The sequence below is a fragment of the Pseudomonas sp. H2_D02 genome, assembly GCF_054677635.1.
Window position 1 is genome coordinate 1,086,222 of the sequence record NZ_CP162816.1, and the last position, 22,180, is coordinate 1,108,401.

Consider the following 22,180-nt stretch of genomic DNA (forward strand, 5'->3'; position numbering starts at 1 on the left):
ATCGCGGGGCCTGTGGTGGACATGCGGCGAGGGAGCTTTGCTCGCCTCGCCACCATGGGTCACGCGGACAATGCGCTGATCAGCTCGCGATTGAACGCCGGAATGTCGTCGGGTTGACGGCTGCTGATCCAGGTTCCGTCCTTGACCACTTCCTGGTCGACCCAATTCGCGCCGGCGTTGACCAGGTCGTCCTTGAGGGTTTTGTAGCTGGTCATGGTCTTGCCCTTGACCAATCCGCTCGACACCAGCAACCAGCCGCCGTGGCAGATTACCGCGATGGGTTTGCCCGCCGCGTCGAAGCCCTTGACCAGGTTCTGGGCGTCGGTGTCGATGCGGATGGTGTCGGAGTTCTGCACGCCGCCGGGCAGCACCACGGCATCGTATTGGTCGATGTTGGCGGCCTTGAAGGTCAGGTCGACCTTGAAGTCGTCGGCCGGTTTGTCATGGTTCCAGCCTTTGACCTGGCCTTCGCTGGCCGAGACGATCTCCACCTTGGCCCCGGCCTGCTCCAGCGCCTGCTTGGGGCCGGTCAGTTCGGCCTGTTCGAAACCGTTTGTCACCAGGATGGCCACGCGTTTGTCATTCAGGGAGCCAGGCATGAAAAATCTCCTCAAGCTGAGTAGGTAGGCTGCCGACCTAAGCCTGTATGCAGGCTTGGCTGTCGGCTCTACAAAATCCGAAGCCGAGGCTTTAATGAAAGTTCCGCCGAACTACCCGGCGGTGTATCGGATTGCGCTTTAAGCGTTAGAATCCCCGCCTGGCCCAGAGTGCGTACCCATGTCCAAAGAGCTTTCCGCCGAACAGATCCAACAGTCCCTGCAAGGCATCAGTGTCCCGCCCCAGCCGCAAATCATGGTGGATTTGCAGATGGAGCAGTACATGCCCGACCCGGACCTGGAGACCATCGCCAAGCTGATTTCCCAGGACCCGGGGCTCTCGGGCGCGTTGCTCAAGATCGTCAATTCGCCGTATTACGGCCTGAGCAACAAGATCACCTCGATCCAGCGCGCGGTGAACCTGCTGGGCAGCCGTTCGATCATCAACCTGATCAATGCGCAGTCCATCAAGGGCGAATTGCACGATGACACGATCGTCACCTTGAATCGTTTCTGGGATACCGCCCAGGATGTGGCGATGACCTGCCTGACCCTCGCCAAGCGCGTCGGCCTGCAGAACGGTGACGAAGCCTATGCCCTGGGCTTGTTCCATGATTGCGGCATACCGCTGATGCTCAAGCAATTCCCCACTTACATGAGCGTGTTGGAGGAGGCCTACGCCAATGCCAGCGCCGAGTGCCGGGTGGTCGACACCGAGAACCGCGTGTTCAACACCAACCATGCGGTGGTCGGTTATTACACATCCAAATCCTGGCGCCTGCCGGATCACGTCAGCCAGGCCATCGCCAATCACCACAACGCCCTGGCGATCTTCAGTGACGAAACGTCGCGCAATAACAGCCCGCTGAAGAACCTGCTGGCGATCCTCAAGATGTCGGAGAACATTTGCGCCTCCCATCGTGTGCTGGGCAATCAGGCCGACGATCACGAGTGGGACAGCGTCGGGCCGCTGGTGCTCGATTACATCGGGTTGTCGGAATATGACTTCCAGACCCAGAAACAGGAAATTCGCGACCTGGCCACTCGTTGAGTGCCACTGTTCGCCTGATTCGAGAACCCCATGCCAGAACTGCCGGAAGTCGAAACCACCCGTCGAGGCATCGCGCCCCATCTTGAAGGCCAACGGGTCAGTCGTGTGGTGGTCCGTGACCGCCGCCTGCGCTGGCCGATCCCGGAGGATCTCGACGTGCGGCTCTCGGGCCAGCGCATCGTGCAGGTGGAGCGCCGTGCCAAGTACCTGTTGATCAACGCCGAGGTCGGCACGTTGATCAGCCACCTGGGTATGTCCGGCAACTTGCGCCTGGTTGAAATCGGCATGCCAGCCGCCAAGCATGAGCATGTCGACATCGAGTTGGAGTCCGGCCTGGCCTTGCGCTACACCGATCCTCGCCGTTTCGGCGCGATGCTCTGGAGCCTGGATCCGCTCAATCATGAGCTGTTGATTCGCCTCGGCCCCGAGCCCTTGACCGACCTGTTCGATGGCGAACGGCTTTTCCAGCTGTCGCGCGGGCGTTCGATGGCGGTCAAGCCGTTCATCATGGACAACGCGGTGGTGGTGGGCGTGGGCAATATCTACGCGACCGAAGCGCTGTTTGCCGCCGGGATCGACCCGCGGCGTGAAGCGGGAGGCATCTCGCGGGCGCGCTATTTGAAACTGGCGATCGAGATCAAGCGCATCCTTGCCCATGCCATCGAGCGCGGCGGCACCACGCTACGGGACTTCATCGGCGGGGATGGCCAGCCGGGCTATTTCCAGCAGGAACTGTTCGTCTACGGTCGGGGCGGGGAGTTGTGCAAAGCCTGTGGCACGGGGCTGCGGGAAATCCGCCTGGGCCAGCGCGCCAGCGTCTGGTGTCCACGCTGCCAGAGATGATTTGTCCTACGGTCTATAGTCAGTTATCAGACTGCTTAGCCGAAGGATGGCCTCATGAATCTGCTTCGACCTATCGTTCTGGCGCTCTCGTTGGGTGCCAGTTTGCCTGCCTTTGCGAACACCGAGAGCGGTGACCCGCGCTACACCATCCAGAATCCGCCGGCCTACGCCATGATCGGCGATTTGCTGATTGCACGGCCGTTGCTGCTGGCTGCCACCGTGATTGGCGCCGGGGCGTTTGTCGTGTCGTTGCCCTTTACCGCGCTGGGCGGTGGGGTTGGCGATGCGGGGAAGGCGCTGGTGGTGGATCCGGCGAAGGCTACCTTCGTGCGTTGCCTGGGGTGTATCGGGGAGGGGTTTGAGCGGCAGGATTGAGCATTGGGCGCGGCTGACGCCCTCATCGCGAGCAAGCTCGCTCCCACAAGTAGTTTGCGTCAGCCGCCAATAATGTAAGCAGAGCAATCCCTGTGGGGGCGAGCTTGCTCGCGATGAGGCCAGTAGGGCCCCTGAAAATTCAAGCCTTGCCAGTAATCTTGCGATACTTCGCCATCAACTGTTCTTCAGTCTCCGGGTGCGCTTCGTCCAACGGGATGCAATCCACCGGGCAGACTTGCTGGCACTGGGGTTCGTCGTAATGGCCGACGCATTGGGTGCACAGGTTCGGGTCGATGACGTAGATCTCTTCGCCTTGGGAAATGGCTTCGTTCGGGCATTCGGGTTCGCAGACGTCGCAATTGATGCAGTCGTCGGTGATGATCAGGGACATGCAGGCTCCTGCCGGGGCATTGGGCCCGGGCATCTGAAAACGTATGGGCGCAATTGTGCCGCATTGGCGAGCGCAGTGCACGCGGGCGCGATGGACTGCGCTGTGCTGCGAGGCGACTCGCAGCACCGGCAGGTTATTTCTTGAAACGCAGGGTCAGCGCGTCGGCCACGGCCGGATGGACAAACTTGGTGATGTCGCCACCCAACGCTGCGATTTCCCGAACCAGGGTCGAGGAAATGAAGGAATAGCGTTCCGACGGCGTCAGGAACAGGCTTTCGACGTCCGGTGCCAGTTGCCGGTTCATGTTCGCCAGCTGGAATTCGTATTCGAAGTCCGAGACCGCGCGCAGGCCGCGCAGGAACACGTTGGCGTTCTTTTCCTTGGCGAAGTGCGCCAGCAGCGTCGAGAAGCCGACCACCTCCACGTTGGGCAGGTGCTTGGTGACCTCACGGGCCAGTTCCACACGTTGTTCCAGCGGGAACAGCGGGTTTTTCTTCGGGCTGGCGGCGACGGCGATGATCACATGGTCGAACAGGCGCGAGGCGCGTTCGACCAGATCGCCATGGCCCTTGGTAATAGGGTCGAAGGTACCTGGGTACAACACTCGGTTCATCGCGTCGTCCTGGCGGGAGTGCGTTGGGGAGTCGGATGGTATCGCAGCCTTCTCGGTCGGCCAAGTCGGCTGTTGCGTAGAAAAGAACTATAGACGCTGCGAATGGTGCATATTTTCATGAATTTTTCAGGCGTTCGGCCAGATTCGACGCCAGTTTCGCCGTCAGCCCATACACCGACAACTGTGGGTTGGCGCCGATGCTGGTGGGGAACAGCGAGCCATCGTGGATCGACAGGTTGCCCAATTGGTGGTGGCGGCCAAGGCTGTCGGCCACGGCTGAGCCTGGATCTTCGCCCATGGCACAGCCGCCCATGACATGGGCGCTGCCCAGGCGCGTGCGGTAGAGGGCGAGGTCGAGCCCGTCGATCATCACCCGTGCCTCTGCCAGGGTTTTCACATAATGGGCATCGCTGTGCATCGGCATGACCGCCCTGGCCCCGCCGGCAAACTGAATCTCGGCCATGCTGTGGAACGCTCGGCGCAGACCGTCCCACGCATAGGGCGAAACCTGATAGTCGAGCACCGGCGTGCCGTCGCTGCGTAACTCGACGGTACCGCCGGGGCTGTCGGGGTGAAAGCCATCACGCAACAACGCCAGCATGGCGTGGGTATGGGGCAGGTGCGCCATGTGCCTGGCATTTTCCTCGCCGAAGCCTCCCAGCAGCGTGGCGGCCAATGCGGGATGCAAGGGCGGCACCTCAAGCTTGTAGGACATTTTTCCGGTGATACCGTCCTGCCATTGGAAGTGATCCGAGTAGATCGATTGCGGCGCGCCGTAGAACGGATTGATGACTTCATCGAACTGGCCGGCCGACATGTTCACCAAATGCAGGAACGTACGCTTGCCCAGGCGCTCGTGAGGGTCTGGCGCATCGGAGCGCAGCAACAGGGCGGGACTGTTGATGCCGCCACCGGCAAGCACGTAATGCCGCGCCTTGACGGTGATGCGTCGCCCGGTCGGCGCCACGCAACGCTCGTCCATGGCTTGGCATTCGAGGCCGTCGACGGTGTCGTTCTTGATCGTCAGACGCTCGGCTCGCGCCAGGTAAAGCAGCGCGCCACCCTTGTCCAGCGTGGCAGGTATCGTGGTGACGAGCATCGACTGCTTGGCGTTGGTCGGGCAGCCCATGCCGCAATAACCCAGGTTCCAGCAACCGCGCACGTTGCGCGGGATGACGTGCCAGCTGTAGCCCAGTTGCTCGCAGCCCTTGCGAATCACGTCGTTGTTGGCGTTGGGTGGTATCAGCCAGGGCGCTACACCGAGGCGCTGCTCCATGCGTTCGAACCAAGGCGCCATTTCGGCGGCACTGTGACCTTTGACGTTGTGCTCGGCGGCCCAGTGCTCAAGGGTTTGCGTAGGCGTGCGAAAGCTCGATGTCCAGTTGATCAAGGTCGTGCCGCCCACCGCCCGCCCCTGGAGAATGGTAATGGCGCCGTCCTTGCTCATGCGCCCGAGGCCCTCCTGGTACAGGCTGGTATAGGCCTGGTCCTCGCGCAGCGTGAAGTCATGGCTGGTCTTGAGCGGGCCTTCCTCGATCAGCAGCACCTTGTAGCCGGCGGCGCTGAGAATCTCCGCCGTGGTACCACCGCCGGCCGCCGCTGCCGATGATCGCCACATCGGCTTCCAGCGTCAGGTCCTCGGCCAGTTGCGCGCCGTTGTAGGTGGTCCAGCCACGGGCGAGGCCTTCGCGGAACGGGTCGGGTACGGGCATGTTCGGGGCCTCTTGTTGTGAGTAGGTTGCGACAGGCTCTTGTGGGAGCGGGCTTGCTCGCGAAGGCGGTGGATCAGCTTGCACAGGGGAGAATGTATAACTGCATTCGCGGGCAAGCCCGCTCCCACAGGGATTGGATCTTGCTTCAAACCACTGGCGGCCCTGGGTATCCGCAATGGCCCCAGGATTCGGGGCAGCTGTACCAAGCCATCATCACCATTTGCAGCAACGATCCGTGGCCTTGGCGCAACAAACTCAGCGAGCTGTTTTCCCACCGTGCCAGAAACGCTTGGATGTTCTCGGTGCTGGCGTTTTCCCACGCACCCCAGATCCCGGTCAGTGGCCCGCGAGTGATACCCAGCGTGAGCACATCGAAGAGCTGGCGTGTGAGCTTGAGCATGGACGGGGACAGATGCGCCAGGCCGCGATCCAGGCTCTGCAACGTGGCGTTGGTGGCGGCGTCGAGCGTTTGCGCCGTCACGGCGCCGTTCAGCATCACCGCAATGACCGCACGCAAAAATGGCAGGTCACTGTCACGCAATGCTACTAGGCCGCTGGCCGGCTGGCTGGTGGAGCAACCGCTCAACGTGGCTCCCAATCCGACCGTGGCGAGAAACGCGCCGGCGCCGAGGCTCAAGTGCAGCAAGCCCCGCCGCGACAGGGTGGGCGTATCGGTCAGGCTCGGGTTCATTATTGTTATTCCCCTGGGAAGCACTGTCAGCGGATGAACAGCTTCTGGATCAATTTCTGCAAAGGCTTGCCATAGGGCGGATAGATCAGTTTCGCGGCGTTGAATCGCTGCTTCACCAGCACGCCCTTGGCCTTGCTGAAGGTCAGGAAACCCTCGTGTCCGTGATAGTGCCCCATCCCTGAGGCACCAATGCCGCCGAACGGCATGTCGTCCTGGGCCACGTGCAACAGGGTGTCGTTCAGGCAGACGCCGCCGGAATGGGTTTCGGTCAGTACGCGATTTTGCTCGGCCTTGTTGTAGCCGAAATAGTAGAGCGCCAGCGGGCGAGGTCGCTGATTGATGTAGGCAAACGCCTGGTTCAAATCTGCATAAGGCACGATCGGCAGCAGCGGGCCGAAGATCTCGTCCTGCATGACGGTCATGTCATCCGTGACGTTGAGCAGCAGACTGTGGGCCATGCGTCGTCCCTGGCCCTGGTCGAACAGCTCGATCAGCAAGGCGCCTTTACTGGTGGCATCACTGATGTAGCCGTTGAGCCGTGCCAGCTGTCGCTCATTGATGATTGCGGTGTAGTCCGGGTTGTCAGCCAGCGTCGGGTAAAAGCCGCGAACCGCCTCACGATACGCCTCGACGAACGCCCCGACGCGGTTCTGCGGCACCAGCACGTAGTCGGGCGCGACGCAGGTCTGTCCGGCATTGAGGGTCTTGCCGAAGGCGATGCGCTCGGCGGCGTCCTTGAGTGGGACATCCTCGGACACGATGGCGGGAGACTTGCCACCCAGCTCAAGGGTAACGGGGGTGAGGTTCTCGGCGGCGGCACGCATCACATGCTTGCCGATGCTGGTGGCACCGGTAAACAACAGGTGGTCGAAGGGCAGCCGGGAGAACGCGACGCCAACGTCTGCTTCGCCCAGCACGACGCACACCAGGTCCTGGGGAAAGACCCGCGCCAGCAATTGCTTGAGCAGCAAGCCGGTGGCTGGCGTCGATTCGCTGAGCTTGAGCATCACTCGGTTGCCCGCCGACAGCGCCCCCACCAACGGCCCGATGGCCAGGAACAGTGGATAGTTCCAAGGCACGATGACTCCGACAACGCCCAGCGGCTGGTAGACGACCTTGGCCGACGCCGGCTGGAACGCCACGCCGACCTTGCGTCGGGAGGGTTTCATCCAGCCCTTCAGGTGCCGGCTGGCGTAATGGATGCCATGCAGGCTCGGCATCAGCTCGGCGAGTAGCGTTTCGTCTGGACTGCGGTGGCTGAAGTCCTGGCTGATCGCATTGATCAACGCCTGCCGTTCATTGCTCAACAGTTCGCGCAATGCCTTGAGCCATTGCAGGCGCTGTTCAGCCGGTGGCATCGGATGGGCTGTGTAGGCCAGGCGCTGGGCATCGAACAATGCTCGGAGCTCTTCCAGTTGCTGTTGGGACTCGTGCAGGTAAGCAACGTCGGCGGGCATGGTGGGCACCGGATTTATTATTGGAGTCGGTGCTTTCTAGAGCTAATGCTCTAGAAAGTCAAATGAGGACCTGTAAAATTGCTTGGGTTTTATCCCGTGACCGATAGGTCGTAAGATGCCTCCCACTGACTTTTGAATTAAAGCCCAAGCCATGGCCCCACGAATAAAAACCAGCGAGCGCATCGTGCAGAACAGCCTGGAGTTGTTCAATCGGCAGGGCGAGCGCAGTGTCAGCACCAATCACATTGCTGCCCACATGGACATGTCCCCGGGCAACCTCTATTACCATTTCCCCAACAAGCAGGCGATCATCGCCGTGCTGTTCAGCGAATACGAAAACCTGGTGGACAGCTTCCTGCGTCCGCCCCAGGGCCGCGCGGCCACGGTGGACGACAAGCGTTTCTATCTGCAAGAACTGCTGTCAGCGATGTGGCGCTACCGCTTCCTGCATCGGGACCTGGAGCATCTGCTCGACAGCGACGCGGAGCTGGCGGCTCGCTATCGACGGTTCTCCCAGCGCTGCCTGATCCATGGCACCGCGATCTACGAAGGCTTCGTCGCTGCCGGCATCCTGAAGATGGACCGGGTGCAGATCGAATCCCTGACCCTCAATGCCTGGATTATCCTCACCTCGTGGGTACGTTTCCTCTGCACGACCCGGGAAAACTCCAGCCATCTGAGCGAGCAGGCGATCAAGCGCGGTGTCTATCAAGTGCTGGTGCTGGAGGCGGGTTTTGTGACCGACGGAGCCCGTGAAGCGGTGGATGATCTGTTCAAAGAGTTTTACGTCCCGCTGGCCCAGACCCTTGAGGAGGGGCAGTAGGTTCGGCCCTCCCTTGTTTCAATCTCAGGAGCTCACCATGCCCATCGCGCAACTTATCAGCCCCCAGGCCCTTGAAGAGAGGCGGTCGCAACCCGGGTTGGTCATCCTTGATTGTCGTTTTGCCCTGGATGATCCGGACTATGGCCAGCGCAGTTACGCCGAGGGCCATATCGCCGGTGCGTCGTTCGCGGACCTGGAGCGGGATTTGAGCGGGCCGGTTCTAAAGGGTGTGACCGGGCGCCACCCTTTGCCCGGTCCTGGCGCCTTGATCGCGCGCCTCCAGAGCTGGGGCATCAACAACGACAGCGACATCGTGCTGTATGACGATGGCCCCGGTGCCTATGCCGCCCGGGCCTGGTGGCTGCTGGCCTGGCTGGGCAAGCGGGACGGCGTGTATCTCCTCGACGGAGGGCTCAAGGCCTGGCACGCGGCCGGCTTGCCCCTGAGCCTGGATCCGCCTGCCACGTCGGCCGGGACCTTCAGTGGTTCGCCGGATGCGGATTTGCTGGTCGATGCCGACACGCTGCAGCAACGCCTTGGCCAGCCGGACATGACCTTGCTGGACGCACGAGCGCTGCCGCGCTTCAAGGGCGAAGTCGAGCCGATCGACCCGGTGGCCGGACACATCCCGGGAGCGCAATGCGCGGCCTTCACCGATAACCTCGGCGCGGATGGCCGGTTCCTGCCGGCCGACCAGCTCAAGCAGCGCTTCGCCGAAAAACTGGGCGATCGCTCGCCGACTGGGCTGGTGGCCTACTGCGGCTCTGGCGTGACGGCGTGCCATAACCTGTTTGCCTTGAGCCTGGCCGGGTATCCCTTGGGGCGGCTGTACGCTGGCTCGTGGAGTGAGTGGATCAATGATCCTCAGCGCGGTGTGGCGAAGGGCGAGTAACAGCTGCTCAGGGGCAATGTGGGAGGGTCAATGTGGGAGCGAGCTTGCTCGCGATGACGGTGCGTCAGTCAAATTCAATGCGGCTGACCACCGCTATCGCGAGCAAGCTCGCTCCCACATGGGCTTTGGGCAGATTCGTGTCTTAGTCACCCGCGACCCAGGCTGGCCAGCCAATCCGGAATGCGCCGTTCCAGGTAATACCCTGGACACCGCAAGGTTCCATCGACAAACCCCACATGCCCACCCCTGGCGTGCAGCTCGAATTGGGTCGAGGTTGATAACTCGCCGGGTTCGGGCAGGCTGTGGGGGAACACGAACGGATCGTCGGCGGCCTGGATGACCAGGGTCGGCGTGCTGATATCCGCCAGGAAGTAACGGCTGGAGGCACGACGGTAATAATCCGCTGCGTCGGAAAACCCATGCAGCGGCGCCGTTACCCGGCCATCGAAATCCCAGAAGGTGCGCATGTTCTCCAGCGGGCCAAGCGCCGCCAGGGTTGCCAGGCCCTCATGACGTCCGTCGTGCAGGAACTGGCGTTGCTTGTTGCGCACATAGGCCACCAGTTGCCGCATGAAGTGCGCCTGGTAGAACTTGGAAAATCCCTGGCCGATGCGATCGGCGCACTGGTCGAGGCGAAACGGCACCGAGACCGCCACCGCGCCTTGCAACTGGCTGTTGCTGCCGGTTTCCCCCAAGTGCTTGAGCAACACATTGCCGCCCAGTGAATAACCCACTGCAAACAATGGCGCCAAGGGTCGCCGGGCTCGTAGATGAGCAAGGGCGGCTGCCAAATCTTCGCTGACGCCAGAGTGATAGCTGCGGGGCAACAGGTTCGGCTCGCCCGAGCAACCGCGCCAGTTCAAGGCTGCACTGGCCCAGCCCTGGCGATCGAGAGCCTGCTGCAAACCGGCCACGTAAGGGGAGTTGGAAGAGCCCGTCAACCCATGAAGCACCAGTACCAATGGCGCTTCGGCGCTGTGGGGGCCGTACCAGTCGAGATCGAGGAAATCGCCATCCTCGAGCCACAAGCGCTCGCGTTGACGAGCGATGTGCGTGGTCTTGCGCCACAAGGGGCCCCACAAGGTTTGCAGGTGTGGATTGCCGAGCCCCGGAGCCGGGGCGAAACGTTCGGATGCGGCGGACATCATTATTATTCTCGATGCACTGGTCAGCCGTTCAGCCAATGTCCTTTGTCAGACGCTGCCACAAGGCGTAATACACCCGTCCGGATTTCTGCTCGCGGTGCAAGCGCCAGTTGCCCGGCAAGCCCAGGGTGGACGGGGCGGTTTCGCTTTCAGTGTAGACCCAGGCATCCTCGGCCAGCCACTGACGTTCCTCGAGCAAGGCGCAGACCGCCGGCAACAGGTTCTGGTTGAAAGGCGGGTCGAGAAACACCAGGTCGAAGGCCGTCGCCGGTTGGCTGTCGAGGTAGCGCAACGCATCGGCGGTTTGCACCTGGCCAACGGTGCAACGCAGGGTCCCCAGGTGTTCCTTCAGGCTGGAAACCGCCACGTTGCTGGCGTCCAGCGCCTGGCCCATGGCGGCGCCACGGGACAGCGCCTCGAGAAACAGCGCGCCGCTGCCGGCAAACGGATCGAGGACCTTGGCGCCCGCCACGTAAGGGGCGAGCCAGTTGAACAGGGTTTCGCGCACCCGGTCCGGGGTCGGCCGCAGGCCAGGGGCATCGGGGAAGCTCAGGCGCCTGCTGCGCCATTCGCCGCCGATGATGCGCAACTGGTTCACGCCGTTGTGCGCGGGTTTCTTGCTGGGATTGGATGGGCGGGCCATTAATGCTCCGGGACCCCGAGCGGCTGCTCGGCAGGTTTGTCAGTGGGGGCCGGCAACGGCTTTTGCGGCACGCTCGGGCCAGCGGTGACGATGACCATCTTGTCGGTGCTCAGATGTTTGTTCAGTGCGGTCTTCACCTGCTCAACCGTCAGTTCCTGGGTTTGACGCATGAAGTCTTCCAGGTAGCTCAGCGGCAAGTCATAGAAACCCATGGCGCCGAGCTGGCCGACGATGTCGGCATTGCTGGCGGTGGACAGTGGGAAGCTGCCGGCCAGTTCGCGCTTGGCGTCTTCGAGTTCCTTCTGGATCGGGCCATTCTTGAGGTAATCGGCGAACACGTCCTGAACCAGCTTCAAAGTGCCCTCGCTCATCTCCGCGCGGGTTTGCAGGTTGATCATGAACGGGCCACGGGCTTGCATCGCCGTGAAGCCGGAGTAGACGCCATAGGTCAGGCCGCGCTTCTCGCGCACTTCCGTCATCAATCGCGTACCGAAACCACCGCCACCGAGGATCTGGTTGCCGAGGGTAACGGCCGCGTAATCCGGGTCGTCGCGGTCGATGCCCAGTTGCGCGAGCATCAGGTTGGTCTGCTTGGACGGGAATTCGATATGGCCGATGCTCGCCTTCGGCTCCGCCGGTGCGGGGGTTTTCGCCAGGGCCGGGCCTTTGGGCAGCGCGGCGGAGACTTGGCTGGCAACCGCTTCAGCCTCGGCGCGGGACAAATCCCCCACCAGCGCAATCACCGCGTTACCGGCGGCATAGGCCTTGGCATGGAAGGCCCGGGCCTGGGCCAGGGTGATCGGCGGAATGCTGTCGGCGGTGCCATCGCTGGAATGGGCATACGGATGCTCGCCGTACAGGCGCTTCATCAGCTCCAGGCCCGCCAATTTGCCGGGATTCTGCTTCTGGTACTCGAAGCCGTCGAGCATCTGGTTCTTGATCCGGGCGAAGGAGTCGGCGGGGAAGGTCGGTTTGCCGACCACTTCGGCGAACAACTTCAACGCCGGCTCTCGCTTGTCCGCTGCGCTGAGGCTGCGCAGGGAAGCCACGGCCATGTCACGGTAGGCGCCGTTGCCGAAGTCCGCGCCGAGGCTTTCGAAGCCTTGGGCAATCGCGCTGACGTCCTTGCCGGCTACGCCTTCGTTGAGCATGGCGTTGGTCAGCAGGGCGAGGCCGGGGGCGTCGCCGTCCTGGCTGCTGCCGACGGCGAAGGTCAGGCGCAGGTCGAACATCGGCAGCTCGCGGGCTTCGACGAACAGCACCTTGGCGCCGTCGGCGGTTTTCCAGGTCTGCACGTCTAGCTGGCGCCGACTGGGCGCCTTGTCGTTCAGTTCGGCCAGGGATTGCAGTTTGCTGCTGGACTTGGCTTTGTCCAATGCCTGGCTGGCCTTGGGGGCGCTTGAAGGTGTCAGGTAAAAGGCCAGGGCGCCGACCAGGGCGATCAAGACCAGGCCGATCAGCACCAGGCGCGATGATTTGCGCTCACTCATGAGCTTTCTCCTCGGGCAGGACGTGCGCAACGCTCAGGCGCGAGCGGGTGAAATACAGCTGGGCTGCCTTCTGGATATCCTGCGGGGTCACGCTTTGCAGTTCGGCGAGTTCGCTGTCCATCAGTTTCCAGGACAAGCCGACGGTTTCCAGCTGGCCGATGGCGGTGGCCTGGCTGGTGATCGAGTCGCGCTCATACACCAGGCCTGCGATGACCTGGGCGCGGACGCGTTCCAGCTCCTCGGCGGTCGGTGCGGTGGTTTTCAGCTGTTCAAGCAAGCGCCACAAGCCCGCTTCGGCCTGGGCGAGGGTCTTGTTTTTCTGCGTGTTGGGCGTTGCCGACAAGGTGAACAGCGTGTCGCCGCGGGTAAAGGCGTCGTAGTTCGACGAGCCGCCGGACACCAACTCTTCGCCGCGCTCCAGCTGGGTCGGGATCCGGCCGCTGTAGCCGCCATCCAGCAGGGCCGAGATCAGCCGCAGCGCGTTGACCGACGCCTTGTCCGTCGCGGTGGCGATGCTTGGCACATTGAAGGCCAGCATCACGCTGGGCAGTTGGGTCTGCACATGCAGGGTAATCTGGCGTTCGCCGGGTTCGGCCAGCTCCAGCGGGATTTTCGCGACCGGCACCGGGCGCCGGGCAATCGGACCGAAATAACGCTGGGCCAGGGATTTGACCTCGTCTGGCGTCACGTCGCCGACCACCACCAGCGTGGCGTTGTTCGGGGTGTACCAGGACTCGTACCAGTGGCGCAGCTCCTCGACAGTCATCCGATCCAGGTCGGCCATCCAGCCGATCGTCGGCGTGTGGTAGCCGCTGGCCGGGTACGCCATGGCCTTGAAGCGTTCGAAGGCCTTGGACATCGGCTTGTCATCGGTGCGCATGCGGCGCTCTTCCTTGATGACTTCGATCTCGCGGCTGAACTCTTCTGGCGGCAGGCGCAGGCTGGCCATGCGGTCGGCTTCCAGTTCGAAGGCCACGCCCAGGCGATCGCGCGCCAGCACTTGGTAGTAGGCGGTGAAATCGTCGCTGGTGAAGGCATTTTCTTCGGCACCGAGGTCGCGCAGGATCAGCGACGCCTCGCCGGGGCCGACTTTCTCGCTGCCCTTGAACATCATGTGTTCCAGGGCATGGGACAAACCGGTCTGGCCCGGTGTTTCGTAGCTGGAACCGACCTTGTACCAGACCTGGGATACCACCACCGGCGCGCGATGGTCTTCGCGAACGACGACCTTCAGGCCGTTGTCGAGGGTAAATTCGTGGGTGGGTTGTGGATCGGCAGCAAGGGCTGAAAAAGGCAGGCAGACCGTGCCGAGCAGCAGGCCAGCGGCGCAGCGGGCAAGAGCATTCATTCGTGTTTAAACCTGTTGGGCTGCCTGCCGGGTCTTAGCCGCAGCAGGCGAGGAGGTGCTAGGATAACGGTCCGTTTTACTGGCGGCCACGCCTATCGGGTCTTTTATCGGCCCAAGGTTGTCTGGGTTCTGGGCATTAACGTTGGGTTTTTTCGTGGATCCCCGCGTTTTCGCCGATGATGCCGTACCAGTCCTTCGAAAAAATCGACCAAGAGGTGTCCTGGCGACATTTCGACAATCTGTTGCGCGTGAACAAGCTGGATGAAACGCAGTCTGTTCAGCATCGAATATTTATCACCGAGGCGCCCTCGTGGCGCGTCGCTACCGTGAGATAGCCGTCCTCCATGTTTGGTTCCAACGACGACAAGAAGACCCCAGCTGCGGCTGGCGAGAAGAAAAGCCTGTTCGGATGGCTGCGCAAGAAGCCGCAGGAAACCGTTGCCGAACAGCCACAACCGCAGCCAGAGCCCGCCGAAGCGCCGGTGGCCGAAGAGGCCGCGCCCATTGTCCTGCCGATTGCCGAACCGGTATTGCAGCCGGCCGAGCCTGAAGCCGAGCCAGTGGCTGAGCCGGTGCTCGAGCAACCCCTGACTCCGCCCGCCGGGCAGACGCCCTGGCTGACCCTGCCCGTGGCGGAAGAGCCGGTCGCGCTGGTGGAGGACGCCCAGGCGCCCCACGTCACCCCGCCAATTCCCGCCCCGACGCAACCGGAGGAAACACCGAGCGCCGTGGTCGTGCCTCCGGTTCCAGATCTTGTACCAGAGCCAGAGCCAGTAGAGGTCCAGGTCCCGGCCGAAGAGAACAAAGTCGGCTTCTTTGCCCGCTTGAAGCAGGGCCTGTCCAAGACCAGCGCCAGCATCGGCGAAGGCATGGCCAGCCTGTTCCTGGGCAAGAAAGTCATCGACGATGAATTGCTGGAAGACATCGAGACCCGCCTGTTGACCGCCGATGTCGGCGTCGAGGCCACTTCCGTGATCATCCAGAGCCTGACCCAGAAGGTCGCGCGCAAACAGCTGACCGATGCCGATGCACTGTACAAATCCCTGCAAGGCGAACTGACCAACCTGCTCAAGCCGGTGGAAAAACCCCTGGTGGTGGCCTCGCAGAACAAGCCATTCGTGATTTTGGTCGTGGGCGTCAACGGTGCCGGCAAGACCACCACCATCGGCAAGCTGGCGAAGAAGCTGCAACTCGAAGGCAAGAAGGTCATGCTCGCCGCCGGCGATACCTTCCGCGCTGCCGCAGTCGAACAGCTGCAAGTGTGGGGCGAACGCAACAAGATCCCGGTGATCGCCCAGCACACCGGCGCCGACTCCGCCTCGGTGATCTTCGACGCCGTGCAGGCCGCCAAGGCCCGGGGCATCGATGTGCTGATCGCCGACACGGCCGGTCGCCTGCACACCAAAGACAACCTGATGGAAGAATTGAAGAAGGTCCGCCGGGTAATCGGCAAACTCGACGCCGATGCGCCTCACGAGGTCCTGCTGGTGCTGGACGCCGGTACCGGCCAGAACGCCATCAACCAGGCCAAGCAATTCAACCAGACCGTCGAACTGACGGGGTTGGCCCTGACCAAGCTCGACGGCACTGCCAAGGGCGGGGTGATTTTCGCCCTGGCCAAGCAGTTCGGCCTGCCGATTCGCTACATCGGCGTGGGCGAAGGCATTGACGATTTGCGCACCTTTGAAGCCGAGCCTTTTGTCCAGGCATTGTTTGCCGAGCGGGAGCATTCATGATTCGTTTCGAACAGGTCGGTAAACGCTATCCGAACGGTCACGTCGGCTTGCATGAGCTGAGCTTTCGGGTCCGTCGGGGCGAGTTTCTGTTTGTCACCGGCCATTCCGGCGCTGGTAAAAGTACCTTGCTTCGCCTGCTGCTGGCGATGGAGCGACCCACCACCGGCAAGCTGCTGTTGGCTGGCCAGGACCTGAGCACCATCAGCAACGCCCAGATTCCCTTCTTGCGCCGCCAGATCGGCGTGGTATTCCAGAATCACCAGTTGTTGTTCGACCGCACGGTGTTCAACAACGTCGCGCTGCCGTTGCAGATCCTTGGGTTGTCCAAGGCCGAGATCAACAAACGCGTGGATTCGGCCTTGGAACGCGTAGCGTTGTCGGACAAGACCGACCTTTATCCGGGCGACCTGTCCACCGGCCAGCAACAGCGCGTGGGTATCGCCCGCGCCATCGTCCATCGTCCGGCCTTGCTGTTGGCGGATGAACCCACCGGTAACCTCGACCCACGACTGGCGGCAGAAATCATGGGCGTATTCGAAGACATCAACCGTCTGGGCACCAGCGTACTGATTGCCAGTCACGACCTGGCCCTGATCGCACGCATGCGTCATCGCATGCTCACCTTGCAGCGCGGTCGACTGATCGGTGACGGGGAGGCAGGTGTATGAGCGCAACCCGAAGCCCTAAAGTGGCCGAGCGTGTAGCCCCCAAGGCCTCCGATCCGCAGCCGCCGAAAAAGAAACGCGACGATGACGACGGTCCGGATTTCGCCACGCTGCTACATGCCTGGATCGAAAGCCATCGCGCCAGCCTGCTCGATAGCCTTCGGCGCCTGGGCAAGCAGCCCATCGGCAGTTTCTTTACCTGCATGGTCATGGCAGTGGCCTTGAGCTTGCCCATGGGCCTGTCATTACTGCTGAATAATGTCGAACGCCTGGGTGGCTCCTGGCAGCGTGCGGCGCAGATCTCCCTTTATTTGCAACTGGATGCGACGCCGGGCGAAGGCGAGGCGCTGCGTGAGCAGATCAAGGCCATGCCGGGCGTGGCCGATGCCGAGTACGTGGGGCGCGAGCAGGCTCTTGAGGAGTTCCAGCAGCAATCCGGCCTGGGCGAAGCCCTCAAGGAACTGCCGGAAAACCCGCTGCCGGGCGTGGTGCTGGTGACCCCGAACGAGGTCGACAAGCCGACCCTTGAAGCATTGAGACAAAGACTTTCCGAATTGCCGAAGGTACAACAGGCACAACTTGATCTAGTCTGGGTCGAGCGTCTTGCGGCGATACTCAAGCTCGGCGACCGGTTTGTCTTCGGCCTGACGGTGCTGCTGGTTTCCGCATTACTTTTGGTGATAGGCAATACCATTCGTCTTCATATTGAAAACCGCCGCACCGAGATAGAAGTGATTAAACTCGTCGGCGGTACGGACAGTTATGTACGCAGGCCCTTCCTTTATATGGGGGCGCTGTATGGCTTCGGTGCCGGGATCCTGTCCTGGGGCGTATTGGCGTTCGGCCTGGATTGGCTGAACGATGCGGTAGTGGGTCTGGCCGGTTTGTACGGCAGCGATTTTTCGCTGGCCGGTGTGCCAGTCGCCGACGGTCTGTCGCTCTTGCTTGGCGCGGTGCTGTTGGGTTATATCGGTGCATGGATTGCGGTAGCACGCCACCTGCGTGAGCTTGCTCCAAAATAGTGTTTTTTGCGCGTATTGACCTTTCAGTTTTTGTGGGAACTTGTCCTACGGTTCCCGGTCAATTTTCGCAGTGCTGAACTGCACGAGTTATGTGAGTCGGAGGTTTTTTCGTATGACCACTTCTTTGCAACCTGCTTATGCTCTAGTCCCGGGTGCAAACCTTGAGGCCTATGTGCACACGGTGAACAGCATTCCATTGCTGTCGCCCGAGCAGGAGCGTGAACTGGCCGAGAGTCTCTATTATGAGCAGGATCTTGAGGCGGCTCGGCAGATGGTGCTCGCCCACCTGCGTTTTGTCGTACATATCGCCCGCAGCTATTCCGGCTACGGGCTGGCCCAGGCCGACCTGATCCAGGAAGGCAACGTTGGCCTGATGAAGGCGGTCAAGCGTTTCAACCCGGAAATGGGTGTGCGCCTGGTGTCGTTTGCGGTGCACTGGATCAAGGCGGAAATCCACGAGTTCATCCTGCGCAACTGGCGCATCGTGAAAGTCGCGACCACCAAGGCCCAGCGCAAGCTGTTCTTCAACCTGCGCAGCCAGAAGAAGCGCCTGGCCTGGCTGAGCAACGAGGAAGTCCATCGCGTAGCCGAAAGTCTAGGTGTGGAACCTCGTGAAGTGCGCGAAATGGAAAGCCGCCTGACCGGCCATGACATGGCCTTCGACCCGGCCGCCGAAGCGGACGACGACAGTGCTTTCCAATCGCCGGCCAATTACCTGGAAGACCACCGGTACGACCCGGCGCGTCAACTGGAAGACGCCGACTGGAGCGACAACTCCAACACCAACCTGCACGAAGCCCTGGAAGTGCTGGACGAACGCAGCCGCGACATTCTCTACCAGCGCTGGCTGGCCGAGGAAAAAGCCACGCTGCACGACCTGGCGCAGAAGTACAACGTGTCGGCCGAGCGGATTCGCCAGCTTGAAAAGAGCGCGATGAACAAGCTCAAGGTGTCGATCGCGGCCTGACCTGCGATAAAGGCCACAAACAAAACGCCCCGATCAGTGATGATCGGGGCGTTTTTTATTGTGCGCGATGTTGGATTCGACCCGGGTCCCTTGTGGGAGCGAGCTTGCTCGCGATGGCGGTGGGTCAGTCGACATCTCTACTGAGTGCTCAATTGTCATCGCGAGCGAGCTCGCTCCCACAGTTGATTATTGGTGTCTCGGCTACTGCGCCCAAGGCGCCCGCCGCGCATGATCGAGTTCCAGCAGATAACCATCGCCCCCCAACTGGCTCATCTGCTGACGAATCCAGCCCGCCCGCCGTAGCACATAAGGGCTCGGTCGGCTGGCGCTCCATTTGCGCGGGTTGGGCAGCACCGCTGCCAACAAGCTGGCCTGTTGCCGGGACAAGGCATCGGCACTTACGCGAAAGTGGTGCCGCGCCGCTGCTTCCGCGCCGAACACCCCGTCGTCCCACTCGACACTGTTGAGGTACACCTCAAGGATCCGCTGCTTTGGCCAGAACACTTCAATCAGCGCGGTGAACCAGGCTTCCAGCCCCTTGCGCAGCCAACTGCGACCGGACCACAGAAACAGGTTCTTCGATACTTGCTGGCTAAGGGTGCTGGCGCCACGAATTGAACCGCCGCGTCCGTTATGGGCGAACGCAGCCTGGATTGCACTGATGTCGAAGCCCCAGTGTTCGGGAAACTTCTGATCTTCGCCGGCAATCACCGCCACCTTGAGGTTGTCGGAAATCTGGTCCCAGGGTTGCCAGTCGCGCTGCAGGTCGATGGGTTCGCCACCGAACCAGGATTCAACCTTGCGCTCGATCATCAGCGCGGTGAATGGCGGCGGCACCACGCGAAACAACAGCACCAGCACAACACTGCCGACGGCGAACCAGAGCAGGGCTTTAACGAATCGTCGAAACAATGTACGCAGCATAGAGATGGCTTGGCCGAACCCGTCGAGCGGGCCATTATACAGACCCTGTCCACCGAGTCTGATCGGAGTTCCCATGTTGCGTAGCTTTCTGATGCTGGCGGCTTTTTTCGGCTTCACCGGCGTGGCCTTAGGTGCGTTTGCCGCCCATGGCCTGAAAAACCGCCTGAGCGCCGATTACCTGGCGATTTTCCACACCGGCGTCACCTATCAACTGGTGCATACCCTGGCCCTGCTGGGTGTCGCGCTGCTGGCCACGCATATTCCGGGTCGTATCGTCACGTGGGCCGGGATCTCATTTGTGATCGGCATCCTGCTGTTCTCCGGCAGCCTTTATTTGCTGACCCTCACCGGCATCAGCAAGCTGGGCATCATCACGCCCCTGGGCGGCGTGGCCTTTCTGATCGGCTGGTTATGCCTGGGCATCGCGGCCTGGCGCCTGCAACTTGCCGCGTGAAGCTTGAAGCTGACCAAGGGACTTGGGTCACCCAGACTGATCGGGCTAGAATGCCAGCCCCTAAAAATGATGGCGGCATCCGGCATGCGCATTCAGTTGAACGGCGAACCCCTTGACCTGCCCGACGGCGAAACCGTTGCGGCCCTGCTGACCCGTCTGGAACTTACCGGACGCCGCGTCGCGGTGGAGCTCAATCTGGATATCGTCCCGCGCAGCCAGCACGCCGAAACCACGTTGAACGACGGTGATAGCGTCGAAGTGGTCCACGCCATTGGCGGTGGCTAGTCGCCTCGATTTCGCAGCCTTTCGCAAGAACCTCACCCCTACAGAGGATTTCCCATGAGCATCGTTCGTAGCGACAAGCCTTTCGTCCTGGCCGGTCGTACCTACCAGTCGCGTTTGCTGGTAGGCACCGGCAAATACCGCGACATGGAAGAGACCCGCCTGGCCATCGAAGCCTCGGGCGCCGAGATCGTGACCGTCGCCGTGCGCCGGACCAACATCGGCCAGAACCCGGGCGAACCGAACCTGCTGGATATCCTGCCGCCGGATCGCTACACCATCCTGCCGAACACCGCCGGTTGCTTCGACGCCATCGAGGCCGTGCGCACCTGCCGCCTGGCCCGTGAGCTGCTCGATGGCCATAACCTGGTGAAGCTGGAAGTGCTGGCGGACCAGAAAACCCTGTTCCCCAACGTGATCGAAACCCTCAAGGCTGCGGAGACGCTGGTCAAGGAAGGTTTCGACGTGATGGTCTACACCAGCGATGACCCGATCATCGCCCGTCAACTGGCGGAAATCGGCTGCATCGCGGTCATGCCGCTGGCCGGCCTGATTGGCACCGGCCTGGGGATCTGCAACCCATACAACCTGCAGATCATCCTGGAAGAAGCCAAGATCCCGGTGCTGGTGGATGCCGGTGTCGGTACCGCCTCCGACGCCACCATCGCCATGGAGTTGGGTTGCGAGGCGGTGCTGATGAACTCGGCCATCGCCCATGCCCAGCAACCGATCCTGATGGCCGAAGCCATGAAGCACGCCATTGTTGCCGGCCGCCTGGCCTACCTCGCGGGCCGCATGCCGAAAAAACTCTACGCCAGCGCGTCTTCGCCGCTGGATGGTCTGATCAAGTAAGAGCCATTGATGACTGAATCGAACGACACGCCTGTCCTGCCGGAAGAGGGCGAAGAGCGCCAGCACCGCCGCATCAAGAGTTTCGTGATGCGCGCCGGGCGCATGACTGAAGGCCAGCAACGCGGCCTGGAGCAAGGCGCCCCGCTTTACGTCCTGCCCTTGGCCGATGCGCCGGTGGATTTTGACCAGGTCTTCGGCCGCTCGGCGCCGCGCTCGCTGGAAATCGGCTTTGGCATGGGCCATTCGTTACTGGAGATGGCTGCCGCTTCGCCGGAGCAGGATTTCATTGGCGTGGAAGTACACCGCCCGGGCGTCGGAGCACTGCTCAACGGTGTGTTGACCCAGGGCCTGACGAACCTGCGGGTCTACGATTGCGACGCCATTGAAGTGCTCAATCGCTGCATCGCCGACAACAGCCTCGACCGACTGATGTTGTTCTTCCCGGATCCTTGGCACAAAAGTCGTCACCACAAGCGCCGGATCGTCCAGGCGTCGTTCGCTGAGCTGGTGCGTAGCAAGTTGAAGGTCGGCGGTGTGCTGCACATGGCTACCGACTGGGAGCCCTACGCCGAATACATGTTGGAAGTGATGAACGTCGCCCCGGGTTATCGCAACCTGGCCGAAGACGGCAAGTGCGTACCGCGCCCGGCCGAACGGCCGATCACCAAGTTCGAACGCCGTGGCGAACGGCTTGGGCATGGGGTTTGGGATTTGAAGTTCGAGAAGCTGGCGTAAGCATCAGAAATCCCTGCTGAAATGGGATCCCCTGTGGGAGCGGGCTTGCTCGCGAAAGCGGTGTAGCAGTCGACATGGATGTTGAATGTTCTGCCGCATTCGCGAGCAAGCCCGCTCCCACATGTGTTTCGTGGTGTCTGTCAGTTCAGCGCCGATCCGCCACCACGCCAATCAACACCAGCACCACCAACAACACCGGGGCCAGGCTGTAGTTGTTGAACTGGCTCAAGCCTCGGACGATCCACGGCGTGGCGTAGATCAGCGCGGCGCCACTGCCGATCATGCACAGCAGGGCAATCAGCGGGACGCGCAACGCGCCGGCGATGCTGCCCAGGCGTTGTTCGACCCAGCCCTTGATATCGGCACCAAACAGCACCAGCAGGCAGCCTACCAATGCCAGGGAGATTTCCGACAGGTTGCTGCGGCTCCAGCGGGACACAGTGGCGAGCAGGTCGAGTACCAGATCCATTCGA

Annotated in this window: 24 protein-coding genes and 1 pseudogene; 13 read left to right on the forward strand and 12 right to left on the reverse strand. The window is 61.8% G+C overall.

The genetic code is table 11. The features are described from left to right. Positions 1–59: 59 nt before the first annotated feature. A complete protein-coding gene (locus AB4N42_RS04925; protein ID WP_030138376.1) occupies positions 60–599 on the reverse strand; it encodes a type 1 glutamine amidotransferase domain-containing protein in 540 nt (179 codons plus the stop codon). A 178-nt stretch (positions 600–777) separates the two neighbouring features. Between AB4N42_RS04925 and AB4N42_RS04930 the strand changes: the two genes are divergently transcribed. From AB4N42_RS04930 to AB4N42_RS04940, 3 genes are read left to right on the forward strand one after another with little or no spacing between them, the layout of a single operon-like run. Further along, positions 778–1,647, forward strand: coding sequence for an HDOD domain-containing protein (locus tag AB4N42_RS04930; protein ID WP_198796891.1), 870 nt, complete (start codon positions 778–780; stop codon positions 1,645–1,647). A 30-nt stretch (positions 1,648–1,677) separates the two neighbouring features. Beyond that, the gene (gene mutM, locus AB4N42_RS04935; protein WP_030138374.1) at positions 1,678–2,490 is read left to right on the forward strand and encodes a bifunctional DNA-formamidopyrimidine glycosylase/DNA-(apurinic or apyrimidinic site) lyase; all 813 of its coding nucleotides are present in this window, start codon (positions 1,678–1,680) and stop codon (positions 2,488–2,490) included. Positions 2,491–2,544: 54 nt separating this feature from the next. Continuing rightward, positions 2,545–2,865: a multidrug transporter gene (locus AB4N42_RS04940; protein ID WP_198796890.1), complete on the forward strand. Its 321-nt coding sequence runs from the start codon at positions 2,545–2,547 to the stop codon at positions 2,863–2,865. A 139-nt stretch (positions 2,866–3,004) separates the two neighbouring features. Here the strand turns inward: AB4N42_RS04940 and AB4N42_RS04945 are convergent, their stop codons facing one another. The 5 genes and pseudogenes from AB4N42_RS04945 to AB4N42_RS04965 all read right to left on the reverse strand — a co-directional run bounded on the left by AB4N42_RS04945 (position 3,005) and on the right by AB4N42_RS04965 (position 7,729). Further along, entirely contained in the window at positions 3,005–3,256 is a 252-nt protein-coding gene (locus AB4N42_RS04945; RefSeq protein ID WP_003206534.1) for a YfhL family 4Fe-4S dicluster ferredoxin, read from the reverse strand. Between the two features lie 133 nt (positions 3,257–3,389). Next, the gene (coaD, locus tag AB4N42_RS04950) at positions 3,390–3,869 is read right to left on the reverse strand and encodes a pantetheine-phosphate adenylyltransferase (protein ID WP_007897855.1); all 480 of its coding nucleotides are present in this window, start codon (positions 3,867–3,869) and stop codon (positions 3,390–3,392) included. Positions 3,870–3,984: 115 nt separating this feature from the next. Then, a pseudogene (locus tag AB4N42_RS04955) lies at positions 3,985–5,581 on the reverse strand (GMC family oxidoreductase). Positions 5,582–5,726: 145 nt separating this feature from the next. Next, positions 5,727–6,272 (reverse strand): hypothetical protein, encoded by a 546-nt coding sequence (locus AB4N42_RS04960; RefSeq protein WP_030138371.1) that lies wholly within the window; start codon positions 6,270–6,272, stop codon positions 5,727–5,729. A gap of 26 nt (positions 6,273–6,298) precedes the next feature. Beyond that, complete coding sequence (locus AB4N42_RS04965; protein WP_323155194.1) at positions 6,299–7,729, reverse strand: coniferyl aldehyde dehydrogenase; 1,431 nt, start codon at positions 7,727–7,729, stop codon at positions 6,299–6,301. 151 nt (positions 7,730–7,880) lie between these two features. On the opposite strand from AB4N42_RS04965, the gene AB4N42_RS04970 reads away from it, so the two are divergent. Next, positions 7,881–8,552 carry a TetR/AcrR family transcriptional regulator gene (locus AB4N42_RS04970; protein WP_198796886.1) on the forward strand — a complete coding sequence of 224 codons (672 nt, stop codon included), beginning with the start codon at positions 7,881–7,883 and terminating at the stop codon, positions 8,550–8,552. 37 nt (positions 8,553–8,589) lie between these two features. After that, on the forward strand, positions 8,590–9,444 hold the full coding sequence (locus tag AB4N42_RS04975; RefSeq protein ID WP_030137929.1) for a sulfurtransferase: 855 nt from the start codon (positions 8,590–8,592) through the stop codon (positions 9,442–9,444). Positions 9,445–9,590: 146 nt separating this feature from the next. On the opposite strand, the gene AB4N42_RS04980 is transcribed toward AB4N42_RS04975, so the two are convergent. The 4 genes from AB4N42_RS04980 to AB4N42_RS04995 are packed head-to-tail and all read right to left on the reverse strand — an operon-like array spanning position 9,591 to position 14,070. Continuing rightward, the gene (locus AB4N42_RS04980; RefSeq protein ID WP_030137928.1) at positions 9,591–10,589 is read right to left on the reverse strand and encodes a hydrolase; all 999 of its coding nucleotides are present in this window, start codon (positions 10,587–10,589) and stop codon (positions 9,591–9,593) included. 31 nt (positions 10,590–10,620) lie between these two features. Further along, entirely contained in the window at positions 10,621–11,232 is a 612-nt protein-coding gene (gene rsmD, locus AB4N42_RS04985; RefSeq protein WP_030137927.1) for a 16S rRNA (guanine(966)-N(2))-methyltransferase RsmD, read from the reverse strand. Beyond that, complete coding sequence (locus tag AB4N42_RS04990; RefSeq protein WP_460115927.1) at positions 11,232–12,722, reverse strand: M16 family metallopeptidase; 1,491 nt, start codon at positions 12,720–12,722, stop codon at positions 11,232–11,234. Before AB4N42_RS04990 ends, rsmD begins: the two co-directional genes overlap by 1 nt. Beyond that, positions 12,715–14,070: a M16 family metallopeptidase gene (locus AB4N42_RS04995; RefSeq protein WP_030137925.1), complete on the reverse strand. Its 1,356-nt coding sequence runs from the start codon at positions 14,068–14,070 to the stop codon at positions 12,715–12,717. Before AB4N42_RS04995 ends, AB4N42_RS04990 begins: the two co-directional genes overlap by 8 nt. Before the next feature lie 344 nt (positions 14,071–14,414). Here AB4N42_RS04995 and ftsY point away from each other — a divergent pair, with 344 nt between their 5' ends. The 4 genes from ftsY (at position 14,415) to rpoH (ending at position 18,460) form a co-directional block, all read left to right on the forward strand. Further along, positions 14,415–15,806, forward strand: a complete 1,392-nt coding sequence (gene ftsY / locus AB4N42_RS05000; RefSeq protein ID WP_030137924.1) for a signal recognition particle-docking protein FtsY — start codon at positions 14,415–14,417, stop codon at positions 15,804–15,806. Further along, entirely contained in the window at positions 15,803–16,474 is a 672-nt protein-coding gene (gene ftsE / locus AB4N42_RS05005; RefSeq protein ID WP_030137923.1) for a cell division ATP-binding protein FtsE, read from the forward strand. The genes ftsY and ftsE overlap by 4 nt, the downstream gene beginning before the upstream one ends. Further along, complete coding sequence (gene ftsX, locus AB4N42_RS05010) at positions 16,471–17,493, forward strand: permease-like cell division protein FtsX (protein WP_030137922.1); 1,023 nt, start codon at positions 16,471–16,473, stop codon at positions 17,491–17,493. Before ftsE ends, ftsX begins: the two co-directional genes overlap by 4 nt. A 112-nt stretch (positions 17,494–17,605) precedes the next feature. Further along, a complete protein-coding gene (gene rpoH, locus AB4N42_RS05015; protein ID WP_030137921.1) occupies positions 17,606–18,460 on the forward strand; it encodes an RNA polymerase sigma factor RpoH in 855 nt (284 codons plus the stop codon). Between the two features lie 201 nt (positions 18,461–18,661). On the opposite strand, the gene mtgA is transcribed toward rpoH, so the two are convergent. Further along, entirely contained in the window at positions 18,662–19,384 is a 723-nt protein-coding gene (gene mtgA / locus AB4N42_RS05020; protein WP_030137920.1) for a monofunctional biosynthetic peptidoglycan transglycosylase, read from the reverse strand. Positions 19,385–19,457: 73 nt separating this feature from the next. Between mtgA and AB4N42_RS05025 the strand changes: the two genes are divergently transcribed. The 4 genes from AB4N42_RS05025 to trmB all read left to right on the forward strand — a co-directional run bounded on the left by AB4N42_RS05025 (position 19,458) and on the right by trmB (position 21,707). After that, the gene (locus AB4N42_RS05025; protein WP_030137919.1) at positions 19,458–19,838 is read left to right on the forward strand and encodes a DUF423 domain-containing protein; all 381 of its coding nucleotides are present in this window, start codon (positions 19,458–19,460) and stop codon (positions 19,836–19,838) included. A gap of 84 nt (positions 19,839–19,922) precedes the next feature. Continuing rightward, positions 19,923–20,123, forward strand: coding sequence for a sulfur carrier protein ThiS (gene thiS, locus AB4N42_RS05030; protein WP_018609493.1), 201 nt, complete (start codon positions 19,923–19,925; stop codon positions 20,121–20,123). Positions 20,124–20,177: 54 nt separating this feature from the next. Then, positions 20,178–20,972 carry a thiazole synthase gene (locus tag AB4N42_RS05035; RefSeq protein ID WP_003177480.1) on the forward strand — a complete coding sequence of 265 codons (795 nt, stop codon included), beginning with the start codon at positions 20,178–20,180 and terminating at the stop codon, positions 20,970–20,972. A gap of 9 nt (positions 20,973–20,981) precedes the next feature. Further along, positions 20,982–21,707 (forward strand): tRNA (guanosine(46)-N7)-methyltransferase TrmB, encoded by a 726-nt coding sequence (gene trmB / locus AB4N42_RS05040; RefSeq protein ID WP_030137918.1) that lies wholly within the window; start codon positions 20,982–20,984, stop codon positions 21,705–21,707. Between the two features lie 145 nt (positions 21,708–21,852). On the opposite strand, the gene AB4N42_RS05045 is transcribed toward trmB, so the two are convergent. Further along, positions 21,853–22,176: a DUF3392 domain-containing protein gene (locus AB4N42_RS05045; protein ID WP_014340681.1), complete on the reverse strand. Its 324-nt coding sequence runs from the start codon at positions 22,174–22,176 to the stop codon at positions 21,853–21,855. Positions 22,177–22,180: the final 4 nt, after the last annotated feature.

Coding starts and splice junctions, on each gene's coding strand:
- AB4N42_RS04925 (WP_030138376.1), bottom strand. CDS start 599: ATGCCTGGCTCCCTGAATGACAAACGCGTGGCCATCCTGGTGACAAAC.
- AB4N42_RS04930 (WP_198796891.1), top strand. CDS start 778: ATGTCCAAAGAGCTTTCCGCCGAACAGATCCAACAGTCCCTGCAAGGC.
- mutM (WP_030138374.1), top strand. CDS start 1,678: ATGCCAGAACTGCCGGAAGTCGAAACCACCCGTCGAGGCATCGCGCCC.
- AB4N42_RS04940 (WP_198796890.1), top strand. CDS start 2,545: ATGAATCTGCTTCGACCTATCGTTCTGGCGCTCTCGTTGGGTGCCAGT.
- AB4N42_RS04945 (WP_003206534.1), bottom strand. CDS start 3,256: ATGTCCCTGATCATCACCGACGACTGCATCAATTGCGACGTCTGCGAA.
- coaD (WP_007897855.1), bottom strand. CDS start 3,869: ATGAACCGAGTGTTGTACCCAGGTACCTTCGACCCTATTACCAAGGGC.
- AB4N42_RS04960 (WP_030138371.1), bottom strand. CDS start 6,272: ATGAACCCGAGCCTGACCGATACGCCCACCCTGTCGCGGCGGGGCTTG.
- AB4N42_RS04965 (WP_323155194.1), bottom strand. CDS start 7,729: ATGCCCGCCGACGTTGCTTACCTGCACGAGTCCCAACAGCAACTGGAA.
- AB4N42_RS04970 (WP_198796886.1), top strand. CDS start 7,881: ATGGCCCCACGAATAAAAACCAGCGAGCGCATCGTGCAGAACAGCCTG.
- AB4N42_RS04975 (WP_030137929.1), top strand. CDS start 8,590: ATGCCCATCGCGCAACTTATCAGCCCCCAGGCCCTTGAAGAGAGGCGG.
- AB4N42_RS04980 (WP_030137928.1), bottom strand. CDS start 10,589: ATGTCCGCCGCATCCGAACGTTTCGCCCCGGCTCCGGGGCTCGGCAAT.
- rsmD (WP_030137927.1), bottom strand. CDS start 11,232: ATGGCCCGCCCATCCAATCCCAGCAAGAAACCCGCGCACAACGGCGTG.
- AB4N42_RS04990 (WP_460115927.1), bottom strand. CDS start 12,722: ATGAGTGAGCGCAAATCATCGCGCCTGGTGCTGATCGGCCTGGTCTTG.
- AB4N42_RS04995 (WP_030137925.1), bottom strand. CDS start 14,070: ATGAATGCTCTTGCCCGCTGCGCCGCTGGCCTGCTGCTCGGCACGGTC.
- ftsY (WP_030137924.1), top strand. CDS start 14,415: ATGTTTGGTTCCAACGACGACAAGAAGACCCCAGCTGCGGCTGGCGAG.
- ftsE (WP_030137923.1), top strand. CDS start 15,803: ATGATTCGTTTCGAACAGGTCGGTAAACGCTATCCGAACGGTCACGTC.
- ftsX (WP_030137922.1), top strand. CDS start 16,471: ATGAGCGCAACCCGAAGCCCTAAAGTGGCCGAGCGTGTAGCCCCCAAG.
- rpoH (WP_030137921.1), top strand. CDS start 17,606: ATGACCACTTCTTTGCAACCTGCTTATGCTCTAGTCCCGGGTGCAAAC.
- mtgA (WP_030137920.1), bottom strand. CDS start 19,384: ATGCTGCGTACATTGTTTCGACGATTCGTTAAAGCCCTGCTCTGGTTC.
- AB4N42_RS05025 (WP_030137919.1), top strand. CDS start 19,458: ATGTTGCGTAGCTTTCTGATGCTGGCGGCTTTTTTCGGCTTCACCGGC.
- thiS (WP_018609493.1), top strand. CDS start 19,923: ATGCGCATTCAGTTGAACGGCGAACCCCTTGACCTGCCCGACGGCGAA.
- AB4N42_RS05035 (WP_003177480.1), top strand. CDS start 20,178: ATGAGCATCGTTCGTAGCGACAAGCCTTTCGTCCTGGCCGGTCGTACC.
- trmB (WP_030137918.1), top strand. CDS start 20,982: ATGACTGAATCGAACGACACGCCTGTCCTGCCGGAAGAGGGCGAAGAG.
- AB4N42_RS05045 (WP_014340681.1), bottom strand. CDS start 22,176: ATGGATCTGGTACTCGACCTGCTCGCCACTGTGTCCCGCTGGAGCCGC.